The sequence below is a fragment of the Streptomyces sp. DG1A-41 genome, from assembly GCF_037055355.1.
In the GTDB taxonomy this organism is placed as follows: domain Bacteria; phylum Actinomycetota; class Actinomycetes; order Streptomycetales; family Streptomycetaceae; genus Streptomyces.
The window spans coordinates 8,063,312-8,080,499 of record NZ_CP146350.1 but is presented as its reverse complement, the minus strand read 5'-3'; the positions used below and the strand labels follow the sequence as shown (position 1 = coordinate 8,080,499).

Annotated in this window: 13 protein-coding genes and 2 pseudogenes; 9 read left to right on the top strand and 6 right to left on the bottom strand. The window is 70.7% G+C overall.

Features of this window, described 5'->3' with window-relative positions:
• Window positions 1-246: a WhiB family transcriptional regulator gene (locus tag V8690_RS37320; protein WP_010042893.1), complete on the bottom strand. Its 246-nt coding sequence runs from the start codon at window positions 244-246 to the stop codon at window positions 1-3.
• A gap of 221 nt (window positions 247-467) precedes the next feature.
• On the opposite strand from V8690_RS37320, the gene V8690_RS37315 reads away from it, so the two are divergent.
• Window positions 468-1,253 carry a VOC family protein gene (locus tag V8690_RS37315; protein ID WP_338784464.1) on the top strand — a complete coding sequence of 262 codons (786 nt, stop codon included), beginning with the start codon at window positions 468-470 and terminating at the stop codon, window positions 1,251-1,253.
• Between the two features lie 15 nt (window positions 1,254-1,268).
• On the opposite strand, the pseudogene V8690_RS37310 reads toward V8690_RS37315, so the two are convergent.
• Window positions 1,269-2,302, bottom strand: a pseudogene (locus V8690_RS37310) (LacI family DNA-binding transcriptional regulator).
• A 104-nt stretch (window positions 2,303-2,406) separates the two neighbouring features.
• Window positions 2,407-3,384 (bottom strand): multicopper oxidase domain-containing protein, encoded by a 978-nt coding sequence (locus V8690_RS37305; RefSeq protein WP_338784463.1) that lies wholly within the window; start codon window positions 3,382-3,384, stop codon window positions 2,407-2,409.
• A 189-nt stretch (window positions 3,385-3,573) separates the two neighbouring features.
• On the opposite strand from V8690_RS37305, the gene V8690_RS37300 reads away from it, so the two are divergent.
• Window positions 3,574-6,054: a ThuA domain-containing protein gene (locus tag V8690_RS37300; RefSeq protein ID WP_338784462.1), complete on the top strand. Its 2,481-nt coding sequence runs from the start codon at window positions 3,574-3,576 to the stop codon at window positions 6,052-6,054.
• Window positions 6,051-8,243, top strand: coding sequence for a family 16 glycoside hydrolase (locus V8690_RS37295; RefSeq protein ID WP_338784461.1), 2,193 nt, complete (start codon window positions 6,051-6,053; stop codon window positions 8,241-8,243). Before V8690_RS37300 ends, V8690_RS37295 begins: the two co-directional genes overlap by 4 nt.
• Here V8690_RS37295 and ligD read toward each other — a convergent pair.
• Window positions 8,230-9,261, bottom strand: a complete 1,032-nt coding sequence (gene ligD / locus V8690_RS37290; RefSeq protein WP_338784460.1) for a non-homologous end-joining DNA ligase — start codon at window positions 9,259-9,261, stop codon at window positions 8,230-8,232. The two genes, V8690_RS37295 and ligD, sit on opposite strands and share 14 nt — an antisense overlap.
• 74 nt (window positions 9,262-9,335) lie before the next feature.
• Between ligD and V8690_RS37285 the strand changes: the two genes are divergently transcribed.
• Window positions 9,336-10,406 carry an ATP-dependent DNA ligase gene (locus tag V8690_RS37285; RefSeq protein ID WP_338784459.1) on the top strand — a complete coding sequence of 357 codons (1,071 nt, stop codon included), beginning with the start codon at window positions 9,336-9,338 and terminating at the stop codon, window positions 10,404-10,406.
• A gap of 222 nt (window positions 10,407-10,628) precedes the next feature.
• Here V8690_RS37285 and V8690_RS37280 read toward each other — a convergent pair whose 3' ends face one another.
• Window positions 10,629-11,819: a zinc-dependent alcohol dehydrogenase gene (locus tag V8690_RS37280; RefSeq protein WP_338784458.1), complete on the bottom strand. Its 1,191-nt coding sequence runs from the start codon at window positions 11,817-11,819 to the stop codon at window positions 10,629-10,631.
• A 182-nt stretch (window positions 11,820-12,001) separates the two neighbouring features.
• On the opposite strand from V8690_RS37280, the gene V8690_RS37275 reads away from it, so the two are divergent.
• Complete coding sequence (locus tag V8690_RS37275; RefSeq protein ID WP_338784457.1) at window positions 12,002-13,006, top strand: DUF3048 domain-containing protein; 1,005 nt, start codon at window positions 12,002-12,004, stop codon at window positions 13,004-13,006.
• Between the two features lie 17 nt (window positions 13,007-13,023).
• On the opposite strand, the pseudogene V8690_RS37270 reads toward V8690_RS37275, so the two are convergent.
• Window positions 13,024-13,489 (bottom strand): annotated as a pseudogene (locus V8690_RS37270) (MarR family transcriptional regulator).
• A gap of 209 nt (window positions 13,490-13,698) precedes the next feature.
• On the opposite strand from V8690_RS37270, the gene V8690_RS37265 reads away from it, so the two are divergent.
• The 4 genes from V8690_RS37265 (at window position 13,699) to pcaH (ending at window position 17,184) form a co-directional block, all read left to right on the top strand.
• Window positions 13,699-14,454 carry a CoA transferase subunit A gene (locus V8690_RS37265; RefSeq protein ID WP_338784456.1) on the top strand — a complete coding sequence of 252 codons (756 nt, stop codon included), beginning with the start codon at window positions 13,699-13,701 and terminating at the stop codon, window positions 14,452-14,454.
• Window positions 14,454-15,098: a CoA transferase subunit B gene (locus V8690_RS37260; protein ID WP_338784455.1), complete on the top strand. Its 645-nt coding sequence runs from the start codon at window positions 14,454-14,456 to the stop codon at window positions 15,096-15,098. Before V8690_RS37265 ends, V8690_RS37260 begins: the two co-directional genes overlap by 1 nt.
• Window positions 15,095-16,297, top strand: coding sequence for a thiolase family protein (locus V8690_RS37255; protein WP_338784454.1), 1,203 nt, complete (start codon window positions 15,095-15,097; stop codon window positions 16,295-16,297). Before V8690_RS37260 ends, V8690_RS37255 begins: the two co-directional genes overlap by 4 nt.
• Window positions 16,298-16,410: 113 nt before the next feature.
• Entirely contained in the window at window positions 16,411-17,184 is a 774-nt protein-coding gene (gene pcaH / locus V8690_RS37250) for a protocatechuate 3,4-dioxygenase subunit beta (protein WP_338784453.1), read from the top strand.
• The last annotated feature ends 4 nt before the right edge of the window (window positions 17,185-17,188 follow it).

Here is a 17,188-nt window from a genome sequence, read left to right as displayed (position 1 = left end):
CTACCGCGACGTACGCCGCAGTTCCAGTCGCTCCTTCTCCGACAGACCGCCCCAGACACCAAAGCGCTCGTCGTTGTCCATCGCGTACTCGAGGCAGGCGTCCCGGATCGGGCACAGGCCGCAGATCCGCTTCGCCTCCCGCACCGAGCTGCCGGGCTCGGGAAAGAAGAAGTCCGCCCCCGTCTGCGCGCACAACGCCTCCTGCTGCCAGGCGAGTTCGGGCGAGATCATGGTGTCGATGTGCATGGCCAGAAGCGTTCCGGAGGGCGAAAAACGTTCGATCAACGCGGGATCAACACCGCATGGACGGGCCTCCGGCCACCTTGATGGTGGCCCGCCGGACGGGCCGGCGCACGGCGGCGCGCGGAGCCCGGCGTCACGCCCGGCGGAGTTCCGGCGGCGGTGGTCAGTGGGCGGTGCGAGACTCGGCAGAGAAGACGAGCGGGCCCAGCGCGAGGAGGGCGACGATGCTCACCACCCGTTATGTCACCGGCGCTCCGAACTGGATCGATCTCGGCACTCCCGACATCGACGGCGCCGCCTCCTTCTACGGCGGCCTGTTCGGCTGGGAGTTCCAGCCCGGCGGGCCCGAGCTCGCGGGCTACGGCCTCTTCCAACTGGGCGGCAGAACCACCGCCGGCGGCATGCAGACCACCCCGGAGCAGGGCCCGCCCTCCTGGACGGTGTACTTCCAGGCCCCGGACGCGGACGCCACGGCGCGGGTGGCCGGGCAGGCGCACGGCTCGGTGCGGATGCAGCCCATGGACGTGCAGGACCTGGGCCGCACGGCGATCCTGGCCGACCAGGCCGGGGTGCCCTTCGGCCTGTGGCAGCCGGGCCGCAACAAGGGCCTGGACGTCGTCCAGGAGCCCGGCTCGCTGTGCTGGCTGGAGCTGTACACGGCGGACGTCCCGGCCGCTGCCGCCTTCTACCACTCCGTGCTCGGCCTGGAGACCTTCGGCGTTGACTTCGCCGGCGGCACCTACACCACTCTCGCCCCGGCAGGAGAGGGCGAGGGCGCCATGTTCGGCGGCATCGTCCCGCTGGCCGAGGACCCGGCCGAGGAGGAGGCGCACTGGCTGCCGTACTTCGAGGTCACCGACACGGACGCCACCGTCGCCAAGGCCCGGGAACGGGGCGGCACGGTCCGCATGCCCGCCACGGACCTGCCGGGCGTGGGCCGCATCGCCAAGGTCGCGGACCCGTACGGGGCGCGTTTCGCGGTGATCCGCAGCGAGCCACAGCCGGGCTGAGGCCCGTCCGCCGGACTACGCGGACGCCCGCCGCACCAGCGTCGTCGGCAGGACCACACTGGAGGGCGTGCCGCCCACGCCCTCCTCAGTGCCGCGGTCGAGCCCCCGCAGCAGCAGGCAGGCCATCAGCCGGCCCATCTCCTCGATGTCCTGACGGACCGTCGTGAGAGGCGGGTCGGTCTGTTCCGCGACGGGGAGCATGTCGTCGAAGCCGATCACGGCGACGTCGTCGGGGACACGCCGTCCGGCCTCGCGCAGGACGCGCAGCGCCCCCGCGGCGGCGAGGTCGTTGGCGGCGAAGACCGCGTCCACGTCCGGGCGGCGGTCGAGGAGCTCGCGCATCGCCCGCTCGCCGCCGGCCGGGTGAAGTCGGCCTCGGCGATCAGCCGCGGGTCGGCGTCCACCATGACGTCCCGGTAACCGTCGAGCCGGTCCACCGCGGACGTCTGGTCGAGGGCGCCGGTGATGTGCGCGATCCGGGTGCGGCCGAGGCCGGCCAGGTGGCGGACGGCGTCGCGGGCGCCGCCGCGGTTGTCGCTGTCGACGTACACCACGCCGCGCCGGTCTCCGTTCCAGCCGGGCCGCCCGCCGAAGACGGTGGGGACGCCGGCCCGCTGGATCAGTTCCGGCAGCGGGTCGTCGAGGTGCAGGGAGAAGACGAGGGCCCCGTCGACATGTCCGCCGGCGAGGTACCGGCCGACCCGGGCGTGGTCGTCCCGGCCTTCGGTGAGCAGCAGCACGAGCTGGTTGTCGTGGGCCGTGAGTTCCTTGCTGATGCCGCGCAGCTGGAGCGCGAAGAACGGGTCGGCGAACACGCGGGTCTCCGGCTCGGCGACGACGACCGCGATCGCGTCGTGCCGCCGGGTCACCAGGGAGCGGGCCGCCTGGTTGGGCACGTACCCGAGCTCCTCCACCGCCTTGCGGACCCGCTCGACGAGGATGTCCCTGACCCCGTCACCCCCGTTGACCACGCGCGAGACGGTGGCCCGCGAGACACCGGCACGGGCGGCCACGGCCTCCAGAGTGGGACGCGGCGCTGTGTCGGTCACTTCAGGGCTCCTCACCTGCGGTTGCGGATCAGGATAGCCCCGGTGGCGGAGTGCGGTGAGAGCGCTCTCCCGCACGTCGGAGAGCGCCCGGCCGCACGCGCCCGTCAGTGATCGTGGCCGTTCCCGGGCGGCTCCTGAGCGTGCTCGTGCGGGTCGTAGCCGGGAATGGTCCCGTCCGGCTTCTTCACCAGGAACAGGCCCACCATCCCCATGTCGGAGTGGCTCTGCACATGGCAGTGGTACATCCAGGCGCCGGCGCCGACCCCCTCCCCCGCGATCACCTGGAAGCCGAACGAGTCGGCCGGGCCCGTGATCTTGTTGTCGATGACCTGGCTGGGGTCGTCGGGGCCGGTCAGCATGCCGGTGCGGTTGTCGGCCCAGCGGTGACCGTGCATATGGAACGTGTGGTAGAACTCGCCGTGCGTGATCACGATGAACTCGACGCGATCCCCCACCGTGGCCTCGAAGTCGGGCCCTGAGTGCGGCGGCCTGTTGTTGATGAGCATGTCGTTGAAGACGACCGTGTGCGTGCGGTCCGGCAGGACGTCGCCCTTGCGGCGGACGATGACCGGGCCGTACAGGCCCTTCTGGAGCCCCTGCGTGCCGTGGTCCGTGCCGACGACGTGGTCGTGGTAGTGCCAGTAACCCGCGCTGCCCGCCCGCCAGGTGCCGTCCCCCCGGCGGCCGGGAGCGTGGGTGCGCCAGGTGTAGGTGCGGGTGCCGCCCGGCTCGACATGGCTCCGGTTCAGCTTCGTACCGTCGCTGGTGATCTCGTAGTCCAGGCCGTGGACATGCAGACTCACCGCCACGTCCATGGTGTTCTCGAACTCGATGTGCAGCGTGTCGCCCTCGTTGAGCTCGATGAGCGGGCCGGGGACGGTCGCCTTGCCCTTCTCCAGGCCGTAGCCCATCCGGCCGTCGGGGAGCTTCTCGGCGTACAGCTTGATGCGCTTCACCTCTCCCCCGGCCGGTGCCGTCTTCGCCGGTCCGTTCGCGCCGATGGCCTCCGGAGCCACGGACAACGATGTCGCGACGGCCGCGCCGCCCAGCAGGACCCGCCGGTTGAAGCTGCGTCTGTCCATGCGGAACTCCCCACCCTGGTAAGGCTTTTACGGAGACGTACCTGTGATGAACCTGTGAGACGGTACCGGCCGCACACCTGTTTATCCACACTCAGGACAAAGGTGAGGCGATCACGGTCATAGGTATTGGCGAGCCGTGCAAAGGGGTTTAGCTTCCTTGGCGGTGTTGCTGTGACCGAGGAGGTGCCCATGCACTTACGAGGGTTGAGCAAGGGAAGACGTGTCTGGGCGGCCTCCGTGGCCGCCGGAGTCGTGACCGCCGGACTGCTGTCGGGGCCCGCCGCGAACGCGCGCCCGTATCCGGAACCCACGCCGACAACGATGTCGATCAAGTCGCCGCCGGGCGGCGCGAACGTACGGGTGCTGATCTTCCACGGTTCCGCGGCGGCCGGGGAGGAGTCGCCGGTCGTGAACGCCGGGATCGAGGCCATCGAGGACATCGGGCTGTCGGGACCCGCGAACCGCCGTTTCAAGGTCCAGGCCACCGACGACGCCTCGGTGTTCACCGACGAGACGAGACTCGGCCGCTTCAACGCGATCGTGTTCCTGACCGGCGGGGGCGACGTCCTCGACGCGGAGCAGGAGGCGGGCCTGGAGGCGTACATGGAGGCCGGCGGCGGGTTCGTCGGCGTCCACGACGCGGCACGCGCGGAGCCGTACTCCGACTGGTTCACCGGACTGGTGGGCGCCCGCCCGGCCGCGTCGGGCCCCGCGGCCGTCCAGCGTGCGACCGTCGAGGTCGGCGACCGCGGGCACCCGGCCACCAAGGACCTGCCGGTGCAGTGGAAGCGCCCTGACAAGTGGCTGAACTGGGTGAAGAACCCGTCGGGTGACGTCCATACGGTGGCCCGCGTGCGGGAGTCGACCTACCTGCCGGGGCCGGGTGCCAACGGCTGGGACCATCCGGTCAGTTGGTGCCGAGACTACGACGGTGGCCGCTCCTTCTACACCGGCATGGGCGGCACGGTGTCGTCGTACGACGAGACCGACTTCCGGGCCCATCTGCGCGGCGCGCTGATGTGGACGACCAGGCTGGAGCAGGCCGACTGCAAGGCGACCATCAACGCCAACTACACGGCGGAGCGGCTGACCAAGCCCAACCAGCCCGGGCAGAACGACCAGACCGGCGAGCCGCACGGGCTGGTCACCGCGCCCGACGGCCGGGTGTTCTACATCGGCCGGGGCGGCGCGGACTCCTCGCAGCCCGTGGTCACCGACTGGAACGACCCCGACATCGGCAAGGGCAAGGGCGAGATCCACGTCTACGACCCGAAGACCAAGCAGGTCACCCTGGCCGGTGCGCTCACCGTCTTCGGCAACAAGGGCGGTGGCGACGAGCTGGTCAAGGTCGAGGAGGGACTGCTCGGCATCGAGCTGGACCCGGGGTTCGAGCGGAACGGCTGGGTGTATCTCCACTACACGCCTCACTCGCAGATCAACCGTGACACGCGGATGGCTGAGCGGCGGGTCTCCCGCTTCTCGCTCGACCAGGCCACGAACAAGTTGGACCTGAGCAGCGAGAAGGTGCTGCTGAAGTGGCCGGTGCAGATCCACAGTTGCTGCCACTCGGGTGGCGGGATGGCCTGGGACTCCAAGGGCAACCTGTACGTCGCCACCGGTGACAACAACTCCAGCGGATTCAGCGGCGGTTACTCGGGCAACAACCCGCAGCCGAACTACAAGGGCGTCTCCTTCGCGGACGCGCGCCGCACGGCCGGCAACACCAACAACCTCAACGGCAAGATCCTGCGCATCCACCCGGAGCCGGACGGGACGTACACGCTCCCCGAGGGCAACCTCTTCACCGGGAAGGAGACCGACGAGGGCGGCGGCAAGACGCGCGGCGAGATTTATGTGATGGGAGTCAGGAACCCCGCCCGCATCTTCGTCGACAAGTCGACCGACGTGCTGTACGCGGGCTGGGTCGGCCCGGACGCGAGCGCGCCCTCGACGACCTGGGGCCCGGCCAAGTACGACACGTTCGCCGTCATCACCAAGGCGGGCAACCGGGGCTGGCCGTACTGCATGGGCAACAAGCAGCCCTACCGTGACCGCAATCTGCCGGACCCGTCCCAGCCGCTCGGCTGGTACGACTGCGACCGCCCGAAGAACGAGTCGCCGAACAACGACGGTCTGGTCAAGCTGCCGCCGGTCACCGGCAACAACATCTGGTACGCGCCGCAGGGCGGCGCGCCGGACTACCCGCGGGACGCGAACGGCGTCCCCTCGTACAAAGCGGAGGAGGCGACGTACCGGCTGCCCTGGCTGAAGGGCGGCGGGCAGGCCGCGATGAACGGGCCGGTCTACCGGTACGACACGGTCGCGGTGGACAGTGCCGTCAAGTGGCCGGCGTACTGGGACGGCAAGTGGTTCGTCGGTGACTTCTACGACGCCGACCAGCCACGCAACGCGGTGCTCATGGACCCCAAGACGCAAGGCGACGGCGGTCTGCCGGTGCACTCGGAGTCGCTGAAGAAGATCGTGCCGATCGGCAATGACGGCATCAAGAACCTCATGGACTGGAAGTTCGGTCCGGACGGCGCGCTGTACGTCCTCGACTACGGCCGCGGCTTCTTCACCTCGGACTCCAAGTCGGCCCTGTGGCGGGTCACCTACAAGGGCGGCGGGCCGACCCCGGCCGCCGGTCAGCTGGCGAGGGGGACCGAGTGATCCGGCAACGAAGAATCTGGGCCGCCCTGCTGGCCGCCCTGCTGGTGATGCTCGGCGTGCAGGCGATGCCCGCCGCCGGGCAGGCGGAGGCACCGGCCGCCGAACAGGTCCTCACCTGGACGGCCGGCAACGACATCGACAAGTACCTCTCGGCGCCGCGGACGGCGGTCGCCGGCACGGCGACGATCGTGTTCGAGAACAGCGTGGCCACCGGGAACACCACGGGCATGCCGCACACGCTGACGTTCGTGACCAGTGATCCCGAGTTCAACAGCGACGTGCAGCTCAACATCCTGGCCAATCCGAACGACGCCCAGGGAGGCAAGCACACCGCCCAGGTCACGCTCACGCCCGGCCGGTACTTCTACCACTGCACGATCCCCGGCCACGGCCAGATGCAGGGCATCCTGGTGGTGACGGAGGGCACCGGCGAGGACACCACGGCGCCCGAGGTGTCGGCCCATGTGAGCGGGACGCAGAACACGCAGGGCGAGTACGTCGGTTCGGCGAGCGTGGCGATCCACGCCACCGACGCGGGCGGCTCCGGCGTGGAGAAGATCGAGTACGCGATCGGCGACGCGGGCGCCTGGCAGCCGTACACGGCGCCGGTCGTCGTCGACCAGGTCGGCGCTCACGAGGTGCACTACCGCGCGTTCGACAAGGCGGGGAACGTCTCCGCCGAGAAGAGCGCGCAGTTCACGGTGGTGGCGCCGCAGTCGGACGACACCACCGCGCCGGAGACCTCGGCGACGGTGAGCGGCGAGCGCGACGCCGACGGGGCGTACATCGACATGGCGACGGTCACCGTCTCGGCATCCGACACGGGCTCCGGGGTCAACACGATCGAGTACGCGGTCGGCTCCGGCGCCTGGCAGCCGTACACCGCGCCCGTGATGGTGCACGAGGTGGGCGCGCACACCGTCCGCTATCGCGCCACCGACAAGGCGGGCAACGTGGCGGCCGAGAAGAGCGTGCTGTTCACGGTCGTCGCGGCCCCGCCGCAGGACACCACCCCGCCGGTGACGGGCGTGACCGTGGAGGGCACGAGGAACTCCGACGGGGCGTACGTCAACAGCGCCCGGGTGACCGTCACGGCGACCGACGCGCACGGCTCGGGCGTCGAGAAGATCGAGTACTCGCTGGACGGCGGGCCGTACCTGGCGTATACGGCGCCGGTGGTGGTCGACCGGGCGGGCGCGCACACCGTGGCGTACCGGGCGACGGACAAGGCCGGCAACACCGCTGCGGCCCGGACGGTGACCTTCACGGTCGTCTCCGGTCAGGTGCCGGCGCCGGACTGCCCGGAGTACGACGAGCGGTTGACGGTCATCGTCGGCACGGTCGACTCGGGCGTGCGCAACCGGGTCACGGACAACCGCTGCCGGATCGGCGAGCTGATCGAGGACGAGAAGGAGTGGACGTCCCACGCGCTGTTCCTCAAGCACGTGACGTCCGTCCTCGACGAGCTGCTGAAGGAGGGCGTGATCGACCAGCGCGAGTACAACGCCATCCGCAAGGCGGCCCGCCAGTCCGGCATCGGCAAGCCGGGGCAGACCGAGGGCTACCGGGCGATCTTCGACGGCAGTGCGGAGTCCTTCGGCGACTGGCAGCAGGTGGGCGGCGGTTCGTTCGGGCTGAACGCGGACGGGACGATCACCTCCAGCACCACCACACCGGGCATGGGCATGCTGTGGTTCCCGCAGCGCAAGTACGGCGACTTCTCGCTGAAGCTCCAGTGGCGTGACGACGCTCGCGGCACCGGCAACGCCAACTCGGGTGTCTTCGTGCGCTTCCCGTGGGTCCACGACCACCCGGAGGAGTCCCGGCCGGAGTGGGTCGCCATCAAGTACGGGCACGAGGTGCAGGTGCTCGACCGGCCCGACGGCGACATGTACAAGACGGGGTCGGTCTACGGCTTCGACCGGGTGGGGCTCGCCGGTGCCGGCGTGACCCAGAAGGGCACCTGGAACGACTATGAGATCCGGGTGGTCGGCCAGCACTACTCGGTCTACCGCAACGGCGTGCTGATCAACGGGTTCGACAACACCGGCGGCCAGGAGTTCACCCCGCCCCGCTCGGACGACCCGGGCACGGACGGGCGGAGGTTCGCCTCCGGCTACATCGGGCTCCAGGTGCACGGCACGACGGACGTGGTGTCGTACCGGGACATCCGGATCAAGGAGCTGTAGGCCCCTCGGGCGTCTTCCTGGCCCTGCTCGGCTGTACCCGCCTCGGTTCCCCCGGCATCTTCGGATACTCGGGCGGGTACGGCAGGTCTCCCAGCCCGTGGTCGTGTTCGTCGCGGCGGGCGAGGTCGAGCAGGGCGTCGAGGGAGTAGCGGTGGTCGTCCATGTCCGCGTGCACGTCGCCGAGTTCGGCGAAGCGCGCGGGCATGGTCGCGAGGTCGAAGTCCTGGGGGTGCGCGACCCCCACCTCGTCCCAGCGCAGGGGTGCGGAGACGGGGGCGTGCGGGCGGGGGCGTACGGAGTAGGCGGAGGCGATCGTGCGGTCGCGGGCCGTCTGGTTGTAGTCCAGGAAGATGCGCTTGCCCCGCTCCTCCTTCCACCACTTGATGGTGACCTGCTCCTGCATCCGCCGCTCCATCTCCCGGCCGACGGCGATGGCGGCGCGCCGGACCTGGGTGAAGGTCCAGCGCGGTTCGATGGGCACGAAGACGTGCAGGCCCCGGCCGCCGGAGGTCTTGGGGAAACCGCGGAGTCCGCCGAACTCGTCGAGCACGGCACGGAGTTCGTGGGCGGCGCGGACGGCGTCCTCGTAGTCGGTGCCGGGCTGCGGGTCGAGGTCGATGCGGAGTTCGTCCGGACGGTCGACGTCGTCGCGGCGTACCGGCCAGGGGTGGAAGGTGAGGGTGCCGAACTGGGCGGCCCAGACCACGGCACCGACCTCGGTGGGGCACATCTCGTCGGCGCTGCGGCCGCTGGGGAAGGTGATGTGCGCGGTCGGGATCCAGTCGGGCATGTTCTTCGGCGCCCGCTTCTGGAAGAAGTTCTCGCCGTTCACGCCTTCCGGGTAGCGCTCCAGGGTGGTGGGCCGGTCGCGCAGCGCGCGCAGGATGCCGGGGCCGACGGCCAGGTAGTAACGGGCGAGGTCCAGCTTGGTGAAACCGCGCTCGGGGAAGAAGACCTTGTCCGGGCTGGACAGCCGTACGGTCCGGCCGCCGACCTCCAGTTCCACCGCGTCACCCATGCGAGCCACGGTAGGCGTACCCCGCACACCTCGCACATCGGGCGCGCCTGAACATGTGGGCGCAGAATCAGACCATGGATCTGCCGGTGATGCCCCCTGTGCTGCCGATGCTCGCCAAGTCCGTGGCGGCGATCCCAGCGGGCATGCAGTACGAGGCGAAGTGGGACGGGTTCAGGGCGATCGTCTTCCGCGACGGGGACGAGGTCGAGCTCGGCAGTCGTACCGGTAAGCCTCTGACCAGGTATTTTCCCGAGCTGGTGACGGCCGTGCGGGAGCGGTTGCCGGGGCGCTCGGTGGTGGACGGGGAGATCGTGATCGCGCGGGAGGGGCGGCTGGACTTCGACGCGCTGACGGAGCGGATCCACCCGGCGGACTCGCGGGTGCGGATGCTCGCCGAGCGGACACCGGCCTCGTTCGTCGCCTTCGATCTGCTGGCGCTGGGGGACGAGTCGCTGATGGACGTCCCGCTGACCGACCGGCGGGAGTTGCTGACCAGGGAGCTGTCGGGGGTGACGGCGCCGGTGCACCTGGCTCCGGCGACCACCGACATCGAGGTGGCGCGAAACTGGTTCGAGCAGTACGAGGGGGCGGGTCTGGACGGGGTCATCGCCAAGCCGCTGACCGTGCGCTATCGCCCGGACGAGCGCGCCATGTTCAAGATCAAGCACGAGCGGACGGCGGACGTGGTCGTCGCCGGGTACCGCCTGCACAAGAGCGGCCCCGTGGTGGGCTCGCTGCTGCTCGGCCTGTACGACGAGCAGGGCACCCTCCAGCACGTGGGCGTGTCCGCCGCGTTCCCGATGAAGCGGCGCGCCGAGCTGGTGGAGGAACTGGAGCCGCTGCGCATGGAAGATGTCCAGGGGCATCCGTGGGCGGCCTGGTCCGACGAGGCGGCGCACGAGAAGGCCCGCCTGCCCGGGGCGCCGAGCCGCTGGTCGGGCCGCAAGGACCTGTCGTGGGTACCGCTCAAGCCGGAGCGGGTGGCCGAGGTGGCCTACGACCACATGGAGAACGGGCAGCGCTTCCGGCACACCGCCCGCTTCCGCCGCTGGCGCCCGGACCGTACTCCGGAGAGCTGCACGTACGCGCAGCTCCAGGAGCCGGTCCGCTACGACCTGGCGGAGATCTTCGCGCCCCCGCGGTGACCGAGGGCGGCTCCGACACGGTCCGCCGCGGGGATGGCGAAGCCGGCCGCGCGGAGAGCGGGCCTGCCGACGGCGACGACTCGGCGGGCGACTGCGGCGGCCGTCCGCTCCGGCTGCGCAGCGGCCCCCGCACCCGCATGCTCCGACGGGAGCGGCGACGGGCCACGGGGAGCATGCCCGCTGCACTTCGCCCCGGGGGAGACCTGCGCGCCGCCGCGCTGACTACGGCTGCATCAGCACCTTGACCGCGCCGTCCTGCTTGCGCTGGAACATCTCGTACGCGTGTGGGGCCTGAGACAGCGGCACCCGGTGGGTGGCGAAGTCCTCGACGCCGAGCGGATCCTCGTCGGTCAGGTACGGGATGATGTCGTCGCTCCAGCGGCGGACGTTGGCCTGGCCCATCCGGATCTGGATCTGCTTGTCGAAGAGGGTGAGCAGCGGCAGCGGGTCCGCCGTGCCGCCGTAGACACCGGTCAGCGAGAGAGTGCCGCCGCGGCGCACCAGGTCGATGGCGGTGTAGAGGGCGGCGAGGCGGTCGACGCTGAAGCGTTCGGCGAGCGGGCCGCTCAGTTTGCGGGGCAGGATCGCCGAGGCGTTCTGCACCAGGCGCGCGGCCGCGCTGCCGTGGGCCTCGGTGCCGACCGCGTCGATCACGGCGTCGGGGCCGCGGCCGTCGGTTTCGTCGCGGATGGCCGCTACGAGTTCCTTCTCGTTGTCGAAGGACCTGAGGTCGTACGTCTCCACACCGCGCGAGCGCGCCCGGCGCAGCCGCTCCGTGACCAGGTCCACGCCGAACACCCGGCCGGCGCCCCGCACCTGGGCGACGCGGCAGGCCATGTCGCCGATGGGTCCGAGGCCGAGCACGGCGATGCTGCCGCCCTGCGGGACGTCGGCGTAGGCGACCGCCTGCCAGGCGGTGGGCAGGACGTCGGAGAGGTAGACGAAACGGTCGTCGGGCGGACCTTGTGGCACCTTGATCGGGCCGTACTGGGCCTGCGGGACGCGCAGGTACTCGGCCTGGGCGCCCGGTACGGCGCCGTACAGGCGGGTGTAGCCGAACAGGGCGGCGCCCATGCCCTCGCCGTGGACCTGGGTGGTCTCGCACTGGGTGGGCAGGCCGGTGAGGCACATCCAGCAATTGCCGCAGGCGATCTGGAAGGGCACCACGACCCGGTCCCCGGCCTGGAGGTCCGGGACGCCGGCGCCGACCTCCTCGACGATGCCGATGGGTTCGTGGCCGAGGATGTCCCCGGGGGTCATGAACGGCGTGAGCACCTCGTACAAGTGCAGGTCGGACCCGCACAGCCCGGTGGAGGTGATGCGGATGACCGCGTCCGTCGGTTCCCGGATCTCCGGATCGGGCACGTTCTCCACCCGGACGTCCCGCTTGCCCTGCCAGGTCACAGCCCTCATCGCCTCGCGCTCCCTCCGTCAGCGTGCGCGTCGGTCGGTCCGCGGGGCACGGGTACCCGGGCCCCCCGCGCTGAACCTTGCCCCTGAGCCGATCGGCGGACGAAGCGGAGATCGTCCGTCACAATCGATCGGGTGTGGCCATCGGTGGACATATAAGAGCACAATCAAGACAAATCGATGACATGAGGCCGGTGGCGACGGTGGGCAGGGAACGAGGGGCACGCGGACGGCGCGCCGCGACGACAGCGGCGCTGCTGGCCGCCACGGTGACGGCCGCCCTGACGGCGGGCTGCACCGGCGGGGGCGGTCCCGGCGACGACGGACGGGGATCCCCCAGGGAGGTGGAACAGGGGACATCGCCCTCGGCGACCGGCTCCTCCGTGCTCGCCGTCAAGCTCGACAACGCCGCCGCGGCCCGGCCGCACACCGGCCTCGACGCCGCGGACGTCGTCTACGCGGAGCAGGTCGAGGGCGGGCTGAGCCGGCTGATGGCGGTGTACGCGACGCAGTTGCCGAAGACGGTCGGCCCGGTGCGCAGCGCGCGCGAGTCGGATCTGGAGCTGCTGCGCCAGTTCGACCGGCCCACGCTCGCCTTCTCCGGTGCGCAGAAGAAGCTCCTGCCGCTGATCGACAGGGCGCCGCTGCGGGCGGAGACGCCGAGCAGCGCCTCCGACGCCTTCTTCCGCGGCTCCGGCAAGCCCGCCCCGCACAACCTCTATCTGCGGCCCGAGCGGCTCGTGCCGGAAGCACCCGGACAGGCCGCCCTGACCACCGGCTTCCGCTACGGCTCCGCTCCCGCCGGCGGCACGGCGACGACCTCGCAGACGGTGCGCTACCCCGCGGCCCGTTTCACCTTCACCTGGTCGGACTCCAGGGACCGCTGGCTGGTCGGCATGGACGGCGAGCCCGCCACGACGGCCGACGGGAAGCGGATGGCCGCAGCGACGGTCGTCGTGCAGTACGTGAAGGTGCGCGAGTCCGCCTTCCGCGACTTCCTCGGGAACAACACGCCGTACACCGAGACGGTGGGCTCCGGGAAGGCCAAGGTGCTGCGCGACGGGCGGGCCTTCGACGTGAACTGGAAGCGCGGGGACCCCAAGGACGGCACGGCCTTCACCACCGGCGACGGCACACCGGTGAACTTCGCGAAGGGCCAGGTGTGGGTGGTGTACGCCGAGGCGTCCTGACCTGCGGACGGCGCCCGTCAGCGGGGCGCCACCAGGGACTCCCCCGGGTTGCGCAGCCCCTCGGCCGCGTCCGCGACACGCCGGATGAGGTCGAAGAACACCGTCCGCTCCTCGACGGTCAGCGGGGCGAGGAACACCTGGTTCATCCGGGTGGTGCGCACGGTCAGCCTGCGGTGGGTGCGCACGCCCTCTTCGGTGAGACGCAGCAGGAAACGGCGGCCGTCCTCCGGGTCGCGGACCTTGTCGAGGAGTCCGCGCCGGCTGAGCCCGGCTGATCACCTCGGCGATGGTCGACCGGTCCAGGCCCACCCGCTCCCCCACCGTGCGCTGGTCCAGCCCGGGCTCGGCGACGAGCGTGTTGAGGACCGCGTACTGGGGCGAGGTGATCTCCTCGGAGACCATCGCGTTCCACAGCAGGTAGTGCGCCTGCTGGAGCCGCCGGGCCAGGTGCCCGGGGTGGGTGGTGAGGTCCGCCGCCGCCATGTGCACCCCTCGCTTGTTTTCGTCGGTGCACTGAACAATACCCGGCTACTCCTTGACTGTCTGCCGTCCGTACAGGGGGTCAGAGACGGAAATCCCGAGGTCTTGACGCCCTGCCACCCCTGGTGGCAGCGTGAGAGAAGCTTCACGGAAATACTCAGTGCCCTGACTAAATCTGAGTCGGGACGCTCGGAAGAGATGGGGCTTCTCGGATGGACAAGGTGGTCGCCACAGCCCTGGAGGCGGTGGCCGACGTCCCGGACGGCGCGTCGCTCGCGGTGGGCGGTTTCGGGCTGAGCGGTGTGCCGAACGTACTGATCGGGGCGCTGTACGAGCGCGGAGTGGCCGGGCTGTCGGTGGTCTCCAACAACTGCGGGGCGATGGAGTCGGGCCTCGCGGTCCTGCTGGCCGCCGGCCGGATCGCCCGGGTGACGGGCTCCTACATCGGCGCCAACAAGGAGTTCGCCCGGCAGTACCTGGCCGGTGAGCTGGAGGTCGAGCTGATCCCACAGGGCACGCTGGCCGAGCGGCTGCGGGCCGGCGGCGCGGGGATCCCCGCCTTCTACACCCCGGCCGGGGTGGGCACGCAGGTCGCCGAGGGCGGGCTCCCGTGGCGCTACGACGGGCAGGGCGGGGTCGCGATCGCTTCCCCGGCGAAGGAGGTCCGGGAGTTCGACGGGACGGAGTACGTGCTGGAGCGGGGCATCCGGACCGACTTCGCCCTGGTCCGGGCCGCGAAGGGCGACCGGCACGGCAACCTGGTCTTCAGCAAGTCCTCCCGCAATTTCAACCCGCTGGCCGCGATGGCGGGGCGGGTCACGATCGCCGAGGTGGAGGAGCTGGTGGAGCCCGGCGGGATCGACCCGGACGCGGTGCATCTGCCGGGGATCTTCGTGCAGCGCCTGCTCGCGCTCACCCCCGAGCAGGCGGCGGACAAGAAGATCGAGCAGCGGACGGTGAGGTCCTGATGGCCTGGAGTCGCGAGGAGATGGCCGCGCGGGCGGCGCGGGAGCTGAGGGACGGCCAGTACGTCAATCTCGGCATCGGCCTGCCCACCCTCATCCCCAACTACCTCCCCGAGGGCGTCGAGGTCGTCCTCGAATCGGAGAACGGCATCCTGGGTACAGGCCCGTATCCCACCGAGGACCAGGTCGACCCGGACCTGATCAACGCCGGGAAGGAGACGGTGACGGTTCTGCCCGGCGCGTCCTTCTTCGACTCGGCGCTGTCGTTCTCGATGATCCGGGGCGGGCACATCGACGTGGCGGTGCTGGGTGCCATGCAGGTCTCCGAGCGGGGCGACCTGGCCAACTGGGCGATCCCCGGCAAGCTGATCACCGGGATCGGCGGGGCGATGGACCTGGTGCACGGCGCCCGTACGGTCGTCGTCGTCATGACGCACACCGCCAAGGACGGCTCGCCGAAGATCCTCACCGAGTGCGCCCTGCCGCTGACCGGCAAGGGGTGCGTGAACCGGATCATCACCGACCTCGGCGTCCTCGACGTCACCGACGACGGGCTCGTCCTGGTCGAAACCGCGCCGGGCGTGACCGCCACCGAGATCGTCGCCAGGACCGACGCCGAACTGACCGTGCCGGAGGACGTGGAGTGAAGGACGTCTACATCGTCGACGCGGTCCGCACGCCGATCGGCCGCTACAACGGCGCGCTGGCCGGCGTGCGCCCGGACGACCTGGCCGCGCACGCCATTCGCGAACTCCTCACCCGCACTCCGCTGTTGGACCCGACACGGATCGAGGACGTGTACTTCGGCAACGCCAACGGCGCCGGCGAGGAGAACCGCAACGTCGGCCGGATGGCCGCCCTGCTCGCCGGCCTGCCCACCTGCGTGCCGGGCGTGACCGTCAACCGCCTGTGCGCGTCCGGCCTGGAGGCCGTGATCCAGGCGGCCCGTGCGATCGCGCTCGGCGACGCCTCGATCGCGCTGGCCGGCGGGGTCGAGTCGATGACCCGGGCGCCGTACGTCCTGCCGAAGAGCGACAGGCCCTTCCCGGCCGGGCACACCGAGCTGTACTCCACGACCCTCGGCTGGCGCATGGTCAACCCGCGCATGGAGCCGCAGTGGACGATCCCGCTCGGGGAGAGCGCGGAGCTCATCGCCGACAAGCACAAGATCGGCCGCCAGCAGCAGGACGAGTTCGCGCTGCGCAGTCACGAGAAGGCTGCGGCCGCACAGCGACAGGGCTTGCTGGACTGTGAGTTGGTGCCCGTGACGATTCCGCGGCGCAAGGGAGACCCGGTGGTGTTCGCCGCCGACGAGAGCGTCCGTCCGGATGCCTCCCTCGCGGCGATGGCCGGGCTGAAGCCGTCATTCCGTATGGACGGCGGCACGGTGACGGCGGGCAACGCGTCGCCGCTGAACGACGGTGCGGCGGCGCTGCTGCTCGTCGACGAGGAGGGTCTGAAGGCCACGGGCCGCGAGCCGCTGGCCCGGGTGTCCGCCACCGGTGTCTCCGCGATCGACCCGCACTACTTCGGGCTCGCCCCTGTCGAGGCGGTGAACCGGGCATTGGCCAAGGCGGGCAGGGGGTTCGACGACCTGTCCGTGCTGGAACTGAACGAGGCCTTCGCCGCGCAGGTGCTGGGGTGTGCGGCCGAGTGGCCCGAGTTCGATCCCGCGATCCTCAACCCGCAGGGTGGTGCGATCGCGCTGGGGCATCCGCTGGGTGCGTCCGGGGCTCGGCTCGCCGGCACCGTTGCCCATCAGCTTGCCCGGCGTGGCGGCGGTGTCGGTGTTGCCACGCTTTGTATCGGGGTGGGTCAGGGCCTCGCGCTCGTCCTGGAACGGTAGACGTTCGGCTGCGGGCCGTATGTGGCTGGTCGCGCCCGCGCGGCGGAGCCGCACATCGACAACAGCCCCGCGCCCCTTTTGGGGCGAGACCCTCAAGAACCTCAGGAACCCTCATGACTCTCACTCAGCACGACATCGACCAGGAGATCGCGGCCGAGCGCGCCGCCTACGAGAAGCGGCTCGCCGACGGCGGGCCCGTCGAGCACCAGCCGCGCCGCGACTACGCCCCCTACCGCTCCTCGGTGCTCCGCCATCCCAAGCAGCCGCCGGTCACGATCGACGTCACCAAGGACCCGGAGCTGGTGGAGCTGGCCTCCCCTGCCTTCGGGGAGCGGGACATCACCGAGATCGACAACGACCTCACCCGGCAGCACGACGGCGAGCCCATCGGCGAGCGCATCACCGTCTCCGGGCGGCTGCTGGACCGCGACGGCCGCCCGGTGCGCGGCCAGCTCGTGGAGATCTGGCAGGCCAATTCGGCGGGCCGCTACGCCCACCAGCGCGAGCAGCACGACGCCCCGCTGGACCCGAACTTCACCGGCGTGGGCCGCACGCTCACCGACGACGAGGGCCGCTACCACTTCACCACCATCCAGCCGGGCCCGTACCCGTGGCGCCAGCACCTCAACGCCTGGCGGCCCGCGCACATCCACTTCTCGGTCTTCGGCACGGCGTTCACGCAGCGGCTCGTGACGCAGATGTACTTCCCGAGCGATCCGCTGTTCCCCTACGACCCGATCATCCAGTCGGTGACCGACGACGCGGCCCGGCAGCGGCTGGTCGCGACGTACGACCACAGTCTGTCGATGCCGGAGTTCTCGATGGGCTACCACTGGGACATCGTGCTGGACGGCCCGAACGCCACCTGGATCGAAGAAGGGCGCTGAGCTG